The organism is Erythrobacter sp. S57(2025) (genome assembly GCF_057365055.1).
On record NZ_CP200299.1, the window covers coordinates 310,318 to 326,223 of the forward strand.

The 15,906-nt window shown below is 57.3% G+C and carries 13 protein-coding genes; 5 read left to right on the plus strand and 8 right to left on the minus strand.

The window, feature by feature from the left end:
* The first annotated feature begins 4 nt into the window (after positions 1-4).
* Entirely contained in the window at positions 5-1,354 is a 1,350-nt protein-coding gene (locus AC0V6N_RS01455) for a GntP family permease (protein WP_486169817.1), read from the plus strand.
* Here the strand turns inward: AC0V6N_RS01455 and AC0V6N_RS01460 are convergent.
* Together AC0V6N_RS01460 and AC0V6N_RS01465 are read right to left on the minus strand one after the other, a co-directional pair.
* Positions 1,337-1,852 (minus strand): gluconokinase, encoded by a 516-nt coding sequence (locus tag AC0V6N_RS01460; protein ID WP_486169818.1) that lies wholly within the window; start codon positions 1,850-1,852, stop codon positions 1,337-1,339. The genes AC0V6N_RS01455 and AC0V6N_RS01460 overlap by 18 nt on opposite strands.
* Positions 1,840-4,401, minus strand: coding sequence for a glycoside hydrolase family 3 protein (locus tag AC0V6N_RS01465; protein ID WP_486169819.1), 2,562 nt, complete (start codon positions 4,399-4,401; stop codon positions 1,840-1,842). The genes AC0V6N_RS01460 and AC0V6N_RS01465 overlap by 13 nt, the downstream gene beginning before the upstream one ends.
* 190 nt (positions 4,402-4,591) lie before the next feature.
* Here AC0V6N_RS01465 and AC0V6N_RS01470 point away from each other — a divergent pair, with 190 nt between their 5' ends.
* From AC0V6N_RS01470 to AC0V6N_RS01485, 4 genes are read left to right on the plus strand one after another with little or no spacing between them, the layout of a single operon-like run.
* Entirely contained in the window at positions 4,592-5,575 is a 984-nt protein-coding gene (locus AC0V6N_RS01470) for an SMP-30/gluconolactonase/LRE family protein (protein WP_486169820.1), read from the plus strand.
* Between the two features lies 1 nt (position 5,576).
* Positions 5,577-6,965, plus strand: a complete 1,389-nt coding sequence (locus tag AC0V6N_RS01475) for an MFS transporter (RefSeq protein ID WP_486169821.1) — start codon at positions 5,577-5,579, stop codon at positions 6,963-6,965.
* 11 nt (positions 6,966-6,976) lie between these two features.
* Positions 6,977-8,029, plus strand: coding sequence for a LacI family DNA-binding transcriptional regulator (locus AC0V6N_RS01480; RefSeq protein ID WP_486169822.1), 1,053 nt, complete (start codon positions 6,977-6,979; stop codon positions 8,027-8,029).
* A gap of 23 nt (positions 8,030-8,052) precedes the next feature.
* Positions 8,053-9,063: a glycoside hydrolase family 5 protein gene (locus tag AC0V6N_RS01485; RefSeq protein ID WP_486169823.1), complete on the plus strand. Its 1,011-nt coding sequence runs from the start codon at positions 8,053-8,055 to the stop codon at positions 9,061-9,063.
* 34 nt (positions 9,064-9,097) lie between these two features.
* Here AC0V6N_RS01485 and AC0V6N_RS01490 read toward each other — a convergent pair whose 3' ends face one another.
* From AC0V6N_RS01490 to AC0V6N_RS01515, 6 genes are read right to left on the minus strand one after another with little or no spacing between them, the layout of a single operon-like run.
* Entirely contained in the window at positions 9,098-9,961 is an 864-nt protein-coding gene (locus AC0V6N_RS01490; RefSeq protein WP_486169824.1) for a sugar phosphate isomerase/epimerase family protein, read from the minus strand.
* Positions 9,958-11,667, minus strand: coding sequence for a GMC oxidoreductase (locus tag AC0V6N_RS01495; RefSeq protein ID WP_486169825.1), 1,710 nt, complete (start codon positions 11,665-11,667; stop codon positions 9,958-9,960). Before AC0V6N_RS01495 ends, AC0V6N_RS01490 begins: the two co-directional genes overlap by 4 nt.
* 30 nt (positions 11,668-11,697) lie before the next feature.
* Positions 11,698-12,240, minus strand: a complete 543-nt coding sequence (locus AC0V6N_RS01500; protein WP_486169826.1) for a gluconate 2-dehydrogenase subunit 3 family protein — start codon at positions 12,238-12,240, stop codon at positions 11,698-11,700.
* Entirely contained in the window at positions 12,240-13,583 is a 1,344-nt protein-coding gene (locus AC0V6N_RS01505; protein WP_486169827.1) for an MFS transporter, read from the minus strand. The genes AC0V6N_RS01500 and AC0V6N_RS01505 overlap by 1 nt, the downstream gene beginning before the upstream one ends.
* On the minus strand, positions 13,580-14,653 hold the full coding sequence (locus AC0V6N_RS01510; RefSeq protein ID WP_486169828.1) for a sugar phosphate isomerase/epimerase family protein: 1,074 nt from the start codon (positions 14,651-14,653) through the stop codon (positions 13,580-13,582). Before AC0V6N_RS01510 ends, AC0V6N_RS01505 begins: the two co-directional genes overlap by 4 nt.
* The gene (locus AC0V6N_RS01515) at positions 14,650-15,846 is read right to left on the minus strand and encodes a Gfo/Idh/MocA family protein (protein ID WP_486169829.1); all 1,197 of its coding nucleotides are present in this window, start codon (positions 15,844-15,846) and stop codon (positions 14,650-14,652) included. The genes AC0V6N_RS01510 and AC0V6N_RS01515 overlap by 4 nt, the downstream gene beginning before the upstream one ends.
* Positions 15,847-15,906 lie beyond the last annotated feature (60 nt).

The following is a 15,906-nucleotide window of genomic DNA, read 5'->3' on the forward strand; positions in this document are numbered from 1 at the left end:
TTGCATGACAGAGATTGCCGATTTTGCTGCCGCATGGCGCCCGCTGCTAGCCACACTCCTGGGCGTTGGCGGATTGCTGTTCCTCATCCTTGCACGCCGGGTGAACGCATTTGCCGCGCTGCTGGTTGCGGCTTTGGCCACCGGGCTTGCTGCAGGCCTCGCGCCGACGGCGGTCCTGACTTCGGTGCAGAATGGCTTTGCAGGCGTTTTGGGCTTTATCGCCGTGATCGTGGGGCTGGGCGCTTTGTTGGGCACCTATCTTGAGGCAAGCGGCGGCGCACAGGCGCTCGCACGCTCGATCATCGGCAACAGAGATGCGGGCCCTGCGTCCATTGCGATGGGTTTTGTCGGTCTTGTGATCGCGATCCCTGTGTTTTTCGATGTGGGATTGATCCTGCTGTTCCCGCTGGTTCAGGCGCTAGCGGTCAAGGCGCGAAGGCCCGCTCTTTTCTTTGGTTTACCCCTTTTGGCAGGCCTTGCGACCGCGCACGCTTTCATCCCTCCAACGCCCGGCCCAGTTGCTGTCGCGGAGATTTTGGGCGCGGATATCGGCCTTGTCATAATTTGCGGTCTTGTCGCCGGCATCCCTGCCATGCTGATCGCTGGGCCTGTCTATGCGCGGATGGCGCAGGCGCGCGGGTGGTTGCCCGAGGGTGCGTTGACCAGCGCCAGTGAAGAGGCTCCTTCAACCGACCCTTCCTTAGCCGCACGCGCTCTGATCGCGATCCTTATACCGATTGCTCTGATCGTGATTGCTGCAACGGCAAGTCTTGTTGGTATCGAAAGCGAGGCCTTAGCCTTTATCGGTCATCCATTCACGGCTCTGCTGATCGGCTGCGGATTGGCGGCATGGGTGCTGCGGCCAACCGACGATGCGGGAAAGGCGCGGCTTGAAGATGGCTTACGCCGCGCGCTGGAGCCGACCGCGGTCATCCTGCTTGTTACCGGGGCGGGCGGCGCGTTTAAGCAGGTTCTGGTTGATACAGGCGCTGGCGAGATGATGGCGCAAGGGTTCTTAGCCTATGGTTTCGGTCCGATTTTTGCAGGATTTCTTCTCGCCGGATTGGTCCGCGTTGCCCAAGGGTCTGCCACTGTCGCAATGCTGACAGCAGCGGGCCTTTGTTCGCCTTTAGCGGCTGAGGCGGGCCTTGCGCCTTGGGACCTTGCGCGCATGGTAATCGCGATTGCAGCAGGGGCGAGCATTGTCAGCCACGTCAACGATTCCGGTTTCTGGCTGGTCTCGCGCTATTTCGGGATTACCGTTGGAGAGACTTTGAAAAGCTGGACTGTGGCCTCAACCTTGGTGGGCATTGTCGGCTTTGCGATGGCGCTTATGCTAGGCCTGTTCGTCTAGCCTTGCGCAGATATTGTCGATAATCGCGTCAATGTTGTCACAAGCATTGATCACAATTGCATCTTCGGGTGCGCGCAGGGCATCCAACTGACTGTCTAGCAACGACACAGGCATAAAGTGCCCGGTTCGCTCTTCCATGCGTTTTGCCAAGATTTCTCTCGGGGCGTCGAGCAGCACAAAGATAGGATGGCGGTTCACCTGATTGCGCAAACGTCGTTGCACGTAATGTGTAAGAGCCGAGCAAGCGAGAACGACCTGTTCGGCGGTTTCTTGCTCTATCTGTTCAATCAGAGCATCGACCCACACGGCTCGATCCGTGTCGTCTAGCGGAATACCAGAGGCCATTTTCTCGCGGCTTAACCGGGGGTGATAGTCGTCTCCTTCGAGCATCGGAACCGACAGGGTCTTGGCCAATGCCGAGCCGACATACGACTTGCCGGAGCCGCTAGGCCCCATCACCACAATCAGGCTGCGCATCGCATCATTCAGTTCCCGCAACTTCGCGTCGCATCGATGTCTGGCGCAAGGCGGATGTCCGAAATACCTATGGATGCAGGAGTGTTGGAAGCCATCAGCATCCCGGTGCTTACCGCGCTCAAATTGGCACCTTGATCGGCAAAGCAGGCTAGGCTGAGGCGCACTTCATGCCACTCGCTGTCGCTCACATTGACAGTAAGACCCCCGCCACAATCGGCGAGAGTTTCGCACCCAAGAGCGACCCGCAGTTGAGCAGGAACTTCGCCCAAATTGCGCACGAAGAAGGCCAGTTCCATCGCGCCATTGCTTTGGCGCGTGAAGTCGACAGGGGCGTGACTGGCGATCCGAACCAATGGGCCAGCCTCGCGCCAGTCAATGCGCAGCGAGTCTTCTTGTGCCACCCTGTCGAGCCCTGCAAAGACGAGGGCGCCACCGTCCCAACTGCTTGAATTAAGACGAGTTTGCGTGCCGTTTACAAGGCCATAGAGCGACCACGGATTGGGCGCTTGGCCGCCTGCAAACAGCACATCGCCCGAAGAGTTTGCGTTGGGGTCAATGCCAGAAACTTCAGACAATTGAGCGACCTGCGTAGGCGATGTGTAAGAAAGTCCATATCCAAACGGGAACAGCGGATTGTAATCCTCGTCGCCCACATTGACCGTGGTTTGGTCCGCTGCGCGCGGCCACGAGAAGGAGAGTCGTCCGGTAAAGTCGAAGCTTGGATCGCGCTGGAACAGCAGATCGCTCACCCCGCCGCCTTCGCTGCCGGGAAGCCATGCTGCTACAAACGCATCAGATGCGTTGATCTCAGGGTTCACCCACATCGGGCGGCCTGACAGGAACACAGACACCACCGGCATTCCGCGCTCGCGATATTGGGTAAGCAGGCTGGTATCGAAATCCCCATCGGACCAGTCCAAGTGTGGGCGATCCCCTTGAAACTCGGCGTATGCTTCCTCACCATAGACGGCGATCACGACGTCCGCCTGATGGTCGCCAGTGCCTGCTTCGTCAAAGATGACGGTGCCGCCTGCGACTTCGACTGCCTCTTGAATTCCGCCCAGAATGGACTGCGCGCCGGGAAATTCTTCATTGGAATGACTGCCGCCTTGCCATGATAGCGTCCACCCGCCTGATGCTTTTGCGATGCTATTGGCGCCATCGCCGACGACCAGCACGGTTTGTCCGGCAGAAAGCGGCAAGGTCTGATTGTTGTTCTTCAGCAGCACTAAAGATTTGCGAACCGCCTCACGTGCAATTGCACGGCTCGCGGTTTCTGTTAGCAGACTGACATTGCCTGCATCAGGACGTGTGCTGGGTGCACCACGCTCGAACAAATTGTAGTGCAGCTTCACCCGCAAAATCCGGCGCACCGCATCGTCCAAACGCTCCATAGGAATTCGGCCGGAACGGGTATGCGCCAGCTGGCTTTCATACAGGCCACGCCAGCTGTCAGGGGCCATAAACATGTCGATTCCGGCGTTGAACGCCTCTGGGCAATCGGTGTTGGAGCAGCCCGGAATTTGGCCATGCGCGTTCCAATCGCTCACGACAAAGCCGTTAAAGCCCATGCGTTCTTTCAACACATCGGTGATCAGCGCGCGGTTCCCGGTCATCTTGATGTTCTGCCAGCTTGAGAAGGAGACCATCACGGTCTGCACTTGCGCATCCAATGCGGGCAGATAGCCGGGGGTGTGAATGTCGCGCAGTTCCTCTTCGCTGATGCTGGCATCGCCTTGGTCGCGCCCGCCATCGGTCGCGCCGTCACCGACATAGTGTTTTGCCGCGGAGATAACGCGGCCCGGTGCCATGAAATCCACTTCGCCATAAGTACCCTGAAGCCCTTCGACGATGCGGTCGGAATAGGCTGCGACGACGCTGGGTTCTTCGGAGAAGCCTTCATATCCACGGCCCCAACGGTCATCGCGTGGTACGGCGAGAGTGGGGGCAAACGTCCAATCATGGCCTGATACCACCAGTTCACGCGCGGTGACTTGCATGATGCGTTCGATGAGGTCGGGATCGCGCGCCGCGCCAAGGCCAACATTGTGCGGAAAGACGGTTGCGCCAAGCAGGTTGGTGTGCCCGTGCACCGCGTCAATGCCCCAAATGATCGGGATGGCAATGTCGACGCCTTCTGGATCATTGGACGCCTCCCAATAGGCGTCTGCGGTTTCCAACCATGTCGCCGCGTCCGCATAGGGCAGCGGGCCGGGCGCGGAGTTGCCACCGCTCAGCACAGAACCGAGCCGATAGCGCTTCACTTCCTCGGGCGTGACAGAGGCGGAGTCCGCTTGGATAGTCTGGCCGACCTTCTGCTCCAAAGTCATCCGGGCCATAATCGCATCAATGCGCGCCTCAATAGCGGGATTGAGCGCCGCAGCTTCTAGGCTGGGCCAGATTTCTGGATTGATCGCTGCTGCGGTTTGAGACTGCGGAGCGGCAACGGTATCAGCGGGAGCTGGTGTGGAAACAGCCAAGCCTTCGCTTGCACTATATCCTGCTGAACACCCTGCCAGGCCCGCGGCCAATGCAAGGCCGCTCAAACGCCGATAGCTGCGTGCGATCATTCTTTAGTCCTCTCATTTCGGGCGCTTGCCAGCGCACTCGAATCCTCATTTGTCCTGTAAAGCAGCGTTTTTTGACAAGGTTGTCAATATTGGAATAACAGGGCGTTGAGGGAGGCGAGTCGAATTGGCGTATTCGCGCAGACATATATTGGCAGGGTCACTTGCGGCGATGGCAGCGGGCTGTTCTCCTATGCGCGTTGCAAATGGTGGAGCGATCGACGCTTCAAATGCGGGTGTCACCTTCGAACCGTTTGATGATGCCTTTTCAGCGATTGTAGATACCCAATCATCGCCGCGGCTGCTGGGTACGGGCCATTGGTGGGCCGAAGGGCCAGCTTGGGACCGGGCGCGGCAGAAGCTCTACTTTACCGATGTGCCTCGCAATCGGGCCTATTCCTGGTCGCATAGCGAGGGTCAGGGTGTCTTCCTCGATCCCTCAGGTGTCCACTCATCGCAGGCTGAGGGAATGCGCGAGCCGGGTGCCAATGGCTTGCTGCTGGGCCACTCAGGCGAGCTGCTCGTGTGCAACCACGGCAAACGGGCGGTGGAAGCTCGAGATTTTACGAGCGGCGAGCGCAGGGTTCTTGCCTCAGAATTTCTGGGCAAACGCTTCAACAGCCCTAATGATTTGATCGAAGCCGCTGATGGCTCGATCTACTTTACGGATCCACCCTATGGCCTTGAGGGACTGAATGCGTCTCCCATGAAGGAGATGGCGTTCAACGGAGTGTACCGCCTTGACCCACAAGGGGGGCTAAACCTGCTTGTGGACGATATGACCTTTCCCAACGGTGTGGCCCTGTCGCCAGACCAGAGCTGGCTCTATGTCAGCCAATCAGACCCCGACGCGCCATTGATCCGGCGTTACGCTCTTCGCGATGGAGAGATATCGGCGGGCGAGGGAGAGGCGATCTGGTTCGACGCAAAACCATTCATGCACGAAGTTGGCGGACTGCCCGACGGGATGGCTATTTCGCAAACAGGGCATGTGCTTCTCGCAGGCCCCGGCGGAGTCTTGGTGATCGATTCAGCAGGACGTTGTCTCGGGCGCATTGCAACTGGGCGGGCAACCGCCAATTGCACCTTTGGCGAGGATGGGCGCACCTTGTTCATCACCGCAGCAGACCGCCTGGTAGCAGTTCGCATGAGGCTGAGCGGGGTGGGGCAATTCTAACTTGGCCAGCGGTACGATCCCCTACAAACGGGCAGGTAAGCCTCTGATGGCGGGTGAGAAACTCAAACGGCTTGCTGGCTATGGCGTGGGCGATTTTGGCCTCAATATCTATTGGCACAGTCTCTCACTAATTCTGGTTTTCTGGTACGCGGAAGTTGTCGGGCTCGACCCGAAACTCGCAGGCTGGATCTATGCTCTGGGCCTCCTGTGGGACGCGATCTCGGACCCCTTGGTTGCCAGCTTTGCCGCCGCGAACAGAAGCAAAAACGGAGTTTATCGGCCTTTTATCCTATTCGGCAGTTTTGGCCTTGGCGCTTCGTTCTGTCTGCTATTCTGGTCGCCCCCACTTGAGGGATGGTTGCTGTTTGCAGCTCTGCTTGCCTCAGCGATAATCTTCCGCACATCCTACACTGTCGTCGCGGTCCCTTACTCGGCGCTCTCTGCAAGGCTGACCTTTAGCTCGGTCGAGCGTGCGGAGCTGTCGGGTGTTCGGATGTTCTTCGCGTTTTGCGGGATGCTGTGCGTCACATCGTTCTTCTTTCCGCTAAGCCGAGCGCTGGAAGCTCAAGGGGGGGTAACCGGGCAGGGGTCATTCTTCGCTGCAATACTTGGGGCGATCGCTGCAACTATGGCGCTGGTTGCGTGTTTCTTTCTGACCCGTGAGAAGCCGCCTCTGGGCGGAGAAGATCTGCCCACCGGTTGGAGCCTGCGATCCTTCCTCGATGCCTTTGCCAAGAACGATGCTTTACGGTTGTTGCTGCTGGTTTTGCTTTTGAACTCCGCTGCAGGCGCAAGCATCAGCATACCGATGGCGTTCTATATTGAAGCCAATGCGAGCGATTTTGCGAACAAGGAAGTGATCCTTTCAGCCTATGCCTTTGCAACCCTTGCTGGAACGCCCGTTTGGACACTGATCGCGCGATCATTGGGCAAGAAAAAGTGCTGGTATTTGGGCACTGGCGTTGCTGCGATTGCAGGCGTTTGGCTATTCGCAACTGGGCCGTTCCTTGTGAACGGCGTGCCTGTTCAATTGATCCTGTACGGATTTTCAGGGTCAGCCTTTGCAATCATCATCTGGGCTTTGATCCCTGACACGGTTGAATACGGCCAATACAATTATGGAAAGCGCGATGAAGGCGCCGTTTTTGGAGCCAGCCTTTTCGTGCAAAAGGCATCCGGCGCTCTCACGGGCCTTGCCGTAGGATACCTGCTTTCCGGTATTGGATATGAACCGGAACTTGAGGTTCAAACGACACAAACGGCTACATCGCTAGGGCAATACATTGCGATTGCACCCGTGCTCTTTTTAGTCGCCGCTTCAATTACCCTCCTCGTTATGCCACTGAGCCGCGACATGCATGCTCGAATAGTAGACGAGTTATCGCAGTGATGGGGGTACGAATGGCAAAAGCGAAATCCGAAAACTCGGCCAAGATGAAGGATGTGGCCGATCTTGCGGGCGTTTCGATCAAAACTGTATCGCGCGTGCTCAATAACGAACCGCATGTGCAGGAAAAGCTGCGGCGCAAAGTGCGTGAGGCGGCAGAGGCGCTGGACTATGTGCCAAGTCAATCCGCGCGTTCACTGCGGGGAAGCCGGTCCTATGACATCAATCTGGTCTGTCACCACGCGGGCAGCGTCTACGTAAATTCGATCCAATTTGGCGCGGTGATTGCGTGTCAGGAATTGGGTTATCAAATGTCGATCAGCTTGGTCGAAAATCTCGATGAGATGAGTATGGCTGATATTCGCGCTGCGTTCGAAACGGTGATGCGTCGCCGTCGTCCAGATGGTGTGGTGTTGCTTGCTCCCTATGCCAATGATGAGAAGATTGGTTTCGTCTTGCAGGAAATGAATATTCCTGTGGTGCGGGTAGGGCCGGTTGATCTTCAGAAACAGGGCCTTCTGGTTGAGATTGACGACTATCAGGCGTCGATTGAAGTGGTTCGCCACCTGACCGATCTTGGCCATAAACGGATCGGGTTTATCCGCGGGAGCGAGAACCAACGTTCATCGCATGTGCGCTATTCAGGCTTTTGCGTGGCGATGGAAGCGGCCGGTTTGGCGGTTGATCCTGACCTAGTGCGACCCGGTGCGTTTGACTTTCAATCAGGCTATGATGCGGGGCAGTTCTTCCTTGACCAGAGCGAACCGCCGACGGCCGTTTTCTCATCCAATGATGATATGGCAGCGGGCCTTGTCGCTGCTTACACAGAGCGCGGTCTGAAGATTCCGCAGGACCTTTCAGTCGTCGGTTTCGACGATGCCAGCATCGCCACCTGTATGCGGCCGTTCCTGACTACTGTGCGCCAACCACTAAGCGACCTTGGCGCAACTGCCGTGCGCGAGCTTGTGTCGACATTGAGCGAAACGGCGAAGACGCCTGCGCGCCGCATTGTCCTCGATCACGAATTCATCCTGCGCGACACGACGTCGCCACCGCCAAACAAATAGCACGATACGAAGAGAGGGATCACATGGGTAGAAAGACAATTTTGGCAGCCACCGCAGCAGCATTGGCGCTAACCGGATCCCTCTCTGTCGCAGCTGACGATCATTCACCTCAGGTCGCCGCTGATTTCCAGATGAAACGCTGCGTCAATATGGGCAATGCGCTCGAAGCGCCCAATGGAGCGCCGTGGGGGCGGCTGTACGCTAAAGAAGACTATGAGCGCATCGCTGCCGCCGGTTTTGACACTGTGCGCATCCCTGTTCGGTGGAGCGATTACACTGGGCCTGCTCCGACCTATCGCATCCATCCAGACTTTGCAGAAGTGGTCGACAACAATATTCGTTGGGCCTTGCGGGCGGATTTGAATGTTGTCCTAAACATCCATCACTTTGAAGAGATTATGGAAAACCCGGGCGCCCAGCGTGCGCGATATCAAGCGATGTGGGACCAGATCTCACTGCGATATTCGCAACTTCCCGACAATGTCTGGTTTGAAGTTTTGAACGAACCGCACACCAATTTGAAAGGTGCAGAAATGCGCCAATTTCAGGCATTGGCGTTGCAGATCATCCGCGGAGACAACCCAGAACGGATTGTGATTTTGGGCGGAGAGGAGTGGTCTGGAATACGCTCGCTCGGCACCAATCTATCCACCGACGATCCCAATGTGGTCTACACTTTCCATTACTACGACCCGTTCAATTTCACCCATCAAGAAGCGGAATGGCTGGGCGAAAACATGCCCAAGGGTAAACGTGGTTGGGGCTCCAGTGAAGATCAGGCGGAATTGGCGAATGCAGTGGAGATCGCCACAGCATTTCGAGAAGCGGTCCAGCGCCCTGTATTCTTAGGCGAATTCGGCGTGAATTCGCCTGTCGATAATGATGAACGCGTGGAATGGGCAGGCGCTGTCAAGACCGCGATGGAAGGCGCTGATATTCCATGGTGCCTCTGGGCCTATGGCAACACATTCGCGCTGCACACCGATGAAAGTGGCTGGGACGAGGACATGCTGCGCGCGCTTACACAAGAGTGAGCGGAGCCCGTGCGTCCCGCTATCTGAGCGGCATTCAATTCGTCAGATGGCTGAACCCGCGCCGAACCGATTCCAGCGAGTCTTCGGGGTTGTCATGCTCTACATAAAAGCGCTCGATCCCGGCTGCTTCAGCAAGGGGTAACAACGTCTTATAGTCGATGACACCATCGCCAACCGAAACCATCTCGCCCTCTTGCGACCGGTCCTTGATGTGGCAGGACGAAAAGCGGCCCGGTGCGCTTTCAAAGATGTCGAGCGGGTCTTTGCCCGCCTCTGCCACCCAGAAGAAATCGAGCTCCATTGTGACCAGTTCAGGGTTCGTTTCTGAGAGCAGGATATCGTATCCGGAGGTTCCGTCTTCCTCGATAAATTCGAACTCGTGGTTGTGATAACCGATCATCATGCCCGCCGCTTTGGTCTCTTCGCCGCGGCGGTTGAGCAGCTGCGCAAGCTCGCGATACTTATCGAGCGTACGCTCTTCCTCTGGAATCCAACCGAGATAAAGGCGATCCTGACCAAGCGCCGCAGCATCTTCCAGAGTTGATGCAAAGACAGCATCGTCGCGTAGCCAAGGCAAACGCACATGGCCTGAACGGCTAACTAGATTGTTGTCGTCCATGATCGAACGGATGTCAGCGGCAGAATATTCGAACAGCCCGGCGGTTTCGCAATCCCGAACACCAATCTTCGCAAGAGCTTCTAGTGTGCCTTGTGCATCAGCTTCAAACAGGTCGCGCACGGTGTAAAGCTGGACGCCTAGGACGCCAATATACTCATCCTCGCAAGCAGTAATGCCTTCTTCTTCGCCTGTTACATTCGAACATGCCGACATGGCGCCAAGAGACGCGATAGAGGCTCCCGCAAGAAAAGTCCGGCGATTGGCATTGGTCATGATCATGCGAGGCTTCCTTCCTTCATGCGCTGCGCTGCATAATCAACAGCGCGCGCGGTCAATGCCATGAATGTGAGTGATGGGTTCTGGCAGGCGACAGAGGCAAATGCGGAGCCATCGGTCGCGAAGACATTGGGGACGTCATGGCACTGATTGTACGCATTTAGCACTGACTCGCTCGGGTCGTTGCCCATTCGCGCGCCGCCCATTTCGTGGATGCAATGACCTGGGATGGCCTCGCCCTCAAACGGTTCAATATCGACCGCGCCTGCGGCCTCCAGCATTGCAACCGCGTCGCGCTGCATTGCGGGGCGCATTTTCACTTCATTCTCGCCCCAACGCACATCCATATGAACCTGCGGAAGGCCGAGCGGATCAGTTTTTGTGGGATGTAAGACTACGCGGTTTTTGGCGTCAGGCAGTTGCTCGCCGAACCCTTGAAGTCGCAAATACCAGTCTCCGGGCTGGCGCAGCTCTTCTTTTAGGCCAGCACCAAACTTGTTGTCGCCCAATGCCCTTGTCCAAGAGGAGCGATGGCTTGAGCCCTGATAGCCGTAGCCGCGCAGAAACTCGCCATCCGTTTGGTTGTCGAGATTGGTGTAACGCGCGACATAGATGCCGTTGGGGCGTCTGCCTGCGAAGTAGTCTTCTTCGAAGCCCGGCATCCTGCCCATCGCACCGATCCGCGTGTGGTGGTCCATGATGTATTGGCCAAGCACACCGCTGGAATTGGCAAAGCCGCTCTGGAACGTTTCAGAGGTCGAATTGAGCATAACCTGCAAAGTGCCGATGGTGGATGCGCATAGGAACACGACCTTTGCGGTGATGTCCTCGCGCTCTTTTGTTTTGCGATTGACGACCCGCACCCCGGTCGCAAGGTTGGTTTCAGGATCATAGAGGATCCGTTCGACCATGCTGTCTGGCTTTAGTGTCATATTGCCGGTGCGCTCAGCGGCAGGCAGTGCGCCAGCAACGCTCGAATAGTATGCACCAAAAGAGCAGCCGCGTTCGCATTGATTGCGGAATTGGCAGCTGCCACGACCCAGCGAAAGTTGCTCCTCGGTCGGCTGCGTTAAATGCGCTGCGCGACCGATCATGAAGCGACGATCTGGAAAAGTGCCTTCGATGCCCTGTTTGGCGGCTTGCTCAACACAGGTCATATCCATTGGTGGTTGGAAAATGCTGTCGGGAAGTTGCGGCAGCCCTTCTGATGAACCGCTAATGCCGACGAACCGCTCTACTTTTTCATACCAAGGCACCAATTCCTCATATCGGATGGGCCAATCATTGCCGTGGCCATCGGCTTTGTTGGCGGCGAAATCCATTTCGCTCCAACGATAACTTTGCCGCGCCCACATCAGCGATTTGCCGCCTACCTGATCTCCGCGTAGCCAAGCGAATGGCGCGTCAGGCGCTTCGGAATAGGGGTTCTCGCGGTCATTGATAAAGAAGTTGCGCGTGCTTTCGCGAAAAGCGTAGCAAGTGCTCTGCTTGGCATAATCGCTATCGGCCAGCTTGGGATCAACACGGTCGCGCATGGGCATGTCCCATGGTTCCATGTTCTCGCCTGCATAGTCGACGCCGCGCTCGGTTTGTTTGCCGCGTTCAAGGACGAGCGTCTTCATTCCGCGTTCGCAAAATTCCTTGGCCGCCATCCCGCCGGACATGCCGGAGCCGACAACGATGACATCGAAATTTTCACTACCTGACATGGGTGCGTTTATCCGTTTTATCGAGTGAAATTAGACGCCGCGATCAAGCCAAGCGCGGCCGACTTCGGCCAAGGGGACACAGCCATCATAGCGGCCGGGTATCTCCTCATAGGAGAGCTCCTGCGTGGCCACTTCTGAAGTGTAGTATCCAAACACGGTCATATCGTGGAGCTGTTGGAAGATCGCGCGCTCAGGGCTTTCCCATTGCGCATTGGCGAAAGTGGTCAGCGTTGCATCTTGTGTCTCAGGATCTGCCTCTTCAAAGCCGGTATCGCTCAGCAGGGCTAGACCATCAGCGAAAGTGCTTTGCTGCTCCTCGTTAAAGTGCTGATCAAACACCGCAGCGATGTATTCGGGCACGCGCGCAGCGATAGCGCCGCCTGTCTCAGTTGCCGGTATGATCCGATCGCTTACCGCGCCGATCAGGCCAAGTTTTCCTTCAAGCGAGGCAGGTGCGCTGCATCCGCTCAGCGCGCCAAGGCTAGGCAGCCCAACGGCGACGCCTGCGACCGTGACAGAGCCGCGCAGGAATGAACGCCGATCAGAAGCAGGAAGGGTAGAGGTCTGCGTCATTATGATGCCTCCTCTGCTTTTGGTGAGACCGCGTTTATGGCCTCCGCCGATTGCTTGCGCCGGTCCCACAGCCAAATCGCGCCAAAGATAAACAACAGCGGCAGGCCCATTTGTGCGACAAATTCGAAAGCTTGCGGAGCCGCCTGTGCTTCAATCGCGGTGAGCGAGGCAGCGGCTTCATCGGTTCCTGCTTCGCGCAAAGCGGCCAGTTCGTCCGCTCCGCCAGCAGCCTCTGCCATCGCCGTATCATACATCCGGCCCAATTGCGGGAGGAGGAAATTGATCGCGAGTGCGCCTGCAGAGCCAATTAGGCCAATAAACCAGCTGCCACCGCGCGGATACCGTTCAGATACGCTCGCCATCATAGTTGGCCATAAGAGGCTTACACCAAGGCCCCAAAGCGTGGTCGCGGCCACCACCAGCGCAGGCAATTCCACCCGAGCCATCAGGAACAGGCCGATCATCGCGGCGAGACTGCACATCCACAATAGCCCCGGATTGGAGAATTTGCGTGAAAGCGGTCCTGCAAAATGTCGCATGACGAACATCAGTCCGGCGACATAGACCAGCAAAAGCACCGCGTTAAAGCCGACTTTGGCCGATAGAGCAGTGTTGATCCATGCTCCGGGGGCAAGCTCGAGCGACACAGTGAGCAGCATTGCGCCCAGCCAGACAAGGAAAGTCGGGGCGCGCACGATCTCAAGCAACATATCCGTGAACGAAACACCATCGGCGGCGCGCTCGGTTGGGGGAAAGCGCACTCCGATCGTTAGCACCAGAACCGCGACGGCGGGAATGAATGCGCTAGCCATGGCAAGCCGCCATGGAATGCCCATTGTGCTCACCGCGAAGCCGATAAAGCCGCCCACGATGATCCCTGCAGGCCACCATGCGTGCAGGACATTGAGGCGATGGGTTTTGTCTTCGGGATAAAGCGCCGTTGTCATCGGATTGACCGCCGCCTCCATCGCGCCCCAACCAATGCCCTGGATCAGAAAGCCAAGGTAAAACAGGTTCTGTGCCGTTTCGCCGGATGCCAGCGTCGAGCCGCCAATTGCCAGCCCAGTGCCTGCAAGAAAGCAAACGCCAGCGCCCCTTAAAACATTGCCGATACCCACCGCGTCTAGCAATGGGCTGGCGAGGAACAGGGTGAAGGCAAAGCCAAGGAAGGCGGCTCCGAGCGTCCCGCCAATCGCTTCGCCGGGATTAGGAACACCAGCATAGATATCCGCTGCCATGTCACCAGTAAGCCCGACCCGAAGGGCGAACAGCATGGCAGCGGTGAATAGGGTAAGTGTCCCTATCCAAAAGAGTTTTGTGCGCGGATAGTCCTGAGTGCTCATTGCGTGTTCTCCTGCTGAGCAATCCCCAGCGCGCGTTTGATCTTGGCCTCATCGACATCACCGCCTGCAAAATCGTCAAATGCGTATTCGGTAGGCCGAATGATGTGGTCGGCAATAAAGGGAGCGCCTTCTGCGGCGCCTTGTTCGGGATGTTTCAGGCAGCATTCCCATTCGAGCACCGCCCAGCCATCAAAGCCATATTGCGTGAGCTTGCTGAAAATCTGGCGGAAATCGACTTGGCCATCACCCAGTGACCGAAAGCGCCCGGCGCGGTCCTGCCAATCCTGATAACCGCCATAGACCCCGGTGCGCGCATCAGGGCGGAACTCGGCGTCCTTTACATGAAAGGCTTTGATCCGGTCATGATAGCGATCAATGAAGGCCAGGTAATCGAGCTGTTGCAGCACGAAATGGCTTGGGTCGAACAGGATGTTAGCGCGTGGATGGTTATCGACCGCTTCGAGAAACATCTCGAATGTCGCGCCATCATGCAGGTCTTCTCCGGGATGGATCTCATAGGCGATATCAACGCCTTCATCCTCGTATACATCAAGGATTGGCTTCCACCTTTTGGCAAGCTCAGCAAAGCCTGCTTCGACCAAACCGGCAGGGCGTTGAGGCCAAGGATAGACCAGGTGCCACATCAACGCGCCTGAGAAACTTGCACAGGCATTCAGACCCAAGCGGCGCGAGGCTACAGCAGCCTTTTTGACCTGATCGACCGCCCATTCCTGTCGTGCCTGTGGCTTCCCGTGCACCTCAGCTGGTGCGAAGGCGTCGAACAGGTCGTCATAGGCGGGATGGACCGCGACCAACTGACCTTGCAGGTGAGTTGAAAGCTCTGTGATGGATAGGCCATGCTCTGCGCAGCGCCCGGTCAGCTCATCGCAATAGTCTTGGCTTTCCGCCGCAAGATCAAGGTCCATACAGCGCGGATCGTTCGAAGGGATTTGGATTCCCTTATAGCCAAGCGAGGCAACCCATTCGCAAATATTGTCCAGCGTATCGAAGGGCGCCTTATCGCCCATAAACTGCGCGAGGAGAATTGCGGGTCCGCGAAGCTCTTTCATGTCAGCAATCCCTTGCGGTCTGGCCCTTTTGAGGGCGCTTTGATCTCGCGCTGACTGCCACCCGAAGCGTTGCTATCAACAGCGGCCTCGAGAAAGGCCATCCCGCGCAATGCCTCTGCGATGCCGGGTACGCCCAGTGATGCGGCGGGCACATCATCGCGTAGTGCGCGGGCGAAACTGCGATACAGATTGGCGAAGGCTTCGATGTAGCCTTCTGGATGGCCAGAGGGCAGTCGGCAGCGTGAGCGTGCTTCATCACACAGCGGCTTATCGATGCCTGCACGGTGCGTGATCACGGTGCCATCCGCGCGGCGCTCGATCAGTGAATTGGGCTCCATCTGCCGCCATTCGAGGCCTGCATGTTCGCCATAGATCGTGATTGAGAGGCCATTCTCTTCGCCCGCACAAATCTGGCTGGAGATAAGCGAGCCCGTCGCGCCGTTTTCCAGCTCAAAAGTGATCTCACCATCGTCATCAAGCATGCGGCCCGGCACGTGGCTGCGCAATTGGGCGCGCAGCGTGCTCATGCGCGAATTGCTGATGAACTCGGCCAAGCTGTGCGCATGGCTGCCAATGTCACCCAGCGCGCCTGCCGGGCCTGCCAGAGCCGGGTCGACCCGCCATTCCGCTTGTTTACTACCGCTTGCCTCTGCCGGGCCAGCCAACCAGCCCTGAACATACTTCACATGCACTTTGCGGATTGGACCAAAGCCTGCGGAACTGGCAATGTGCCGCGCCTGCCAAACCATCGGATAGCCGAGATAGGTATGGGTCAGACCGTATTGGATGTCCGCGCTTTCTAGAACGATGGCCAGATCTTCCACTTCGGCAAGGCTGATCCCTGCAGGCTTGTCCGACATGACATGAATGCCCGCCGATGCGGCGCGCTGCGCGAAATCGACATGGGTGTGATTGGGCGTGACGATGGAAAGGCACTGCATTGCGCTTGTTGACGTCGTGACGCCAGATGCCAGAGATGCCTCGCAATTGAGCATTGCGTCCAAATCAGAATAGCAGCGATTTTCATCAAGGCCGATCTGGCGCCCGGTTTCCGCGCAATTGGCAAAATCACGACTGAAGGCGCCGCAAACAAGATCGATCTCGCCATCGAGCGCAGCCGCCATGCGATGCACCGCGCCAATAAACGCGCCGTTTCCGCCACCAATCATGCCCATTCGCAACCGCGACGACATCAATTTCCCCTCCAGACCTCGTGACATTGTATGTGCCATCTTGTCTTACGTTGTCAATTT

Coding starts and splice junctions, on each gene's coding strand:
- AC0V6N_RS01455 (WP_486169817.1), top strand. CDS start 5: ATGACAGAGATTGCCGATTTTGCTGCCGCATGGCGCCCGCTGCTAGCC.
- AC0V6N_RS01465 (WP_486169819.1), bottom strand. CDS start 4,401: ATGATCGCACGCAGCTATCGGCGTTTGAGCGGCCTTGCATTGGCCGCG.
- AC0V6N_RS01470 (WP_486169820.1), top strand. CDS start 4,592: ATGCGCGTTGCAAATGGTGGAGCGATCGACGCTTCAAATGCGGGTGTC.
- AC0V6N_RS01480 (WP_486169822.1), top strand. CDS start 6,977: ATGGCAAAAGCGAAATCCGAAAACTCGGCCAAGATGAAGGATGTGGCC.
- AC0V6N_RS01485 (WP_486169823.1), top strand. CDS start 8,053: ATGGGTAGAAAGACAATTTTGGCAGCCACCGCAGCAGCATTGGCGCTA.
- AC0V6N_RS01490 (WP_486169824.1), bottom strand. CDS start 9,961: ATGATCATGACCAATGCCAATCGCCGGACTTTTCTTGCGGGAGCCTCT.
- AC0V6N_RS01495 (WP_486169825.1), bottom strand. CDS start 11,667: ATGTCAGGTAGTGAAAATTTCGATGTCATCGTTGTCGGCTCCGGCATG.
- AC0V6N_RS01500 (WP_486169826.1), bottom strand. CDS start 12,240: ATGACGCAGACCTCTACCCTTCCTGCTTCTGATCGGCGTTCATTCCTG.
- AC0V6N_RS01505 (WP_486169827.1), bottom strand. CDS start 13,583: ATGAGCACTCAGGACTATCCGCGCACAAAACTCTTTTGGATAGGGACA.
- AC0V6N_RS01510 (WP_486169828.1), bottom strand. CDS start 14,653: ATGAAAGAGCTTCGCGGACCCGCAATTCTCCTCGCGCAGTTTATGGGC.
- AC0V6N_RS01515 (WP_486169829.1), bottom strand. CDS start 15,846: ATGTCGTCGCGGTTGCGAATGGGCATGATTGGTGGCGGAAACGGCGCG.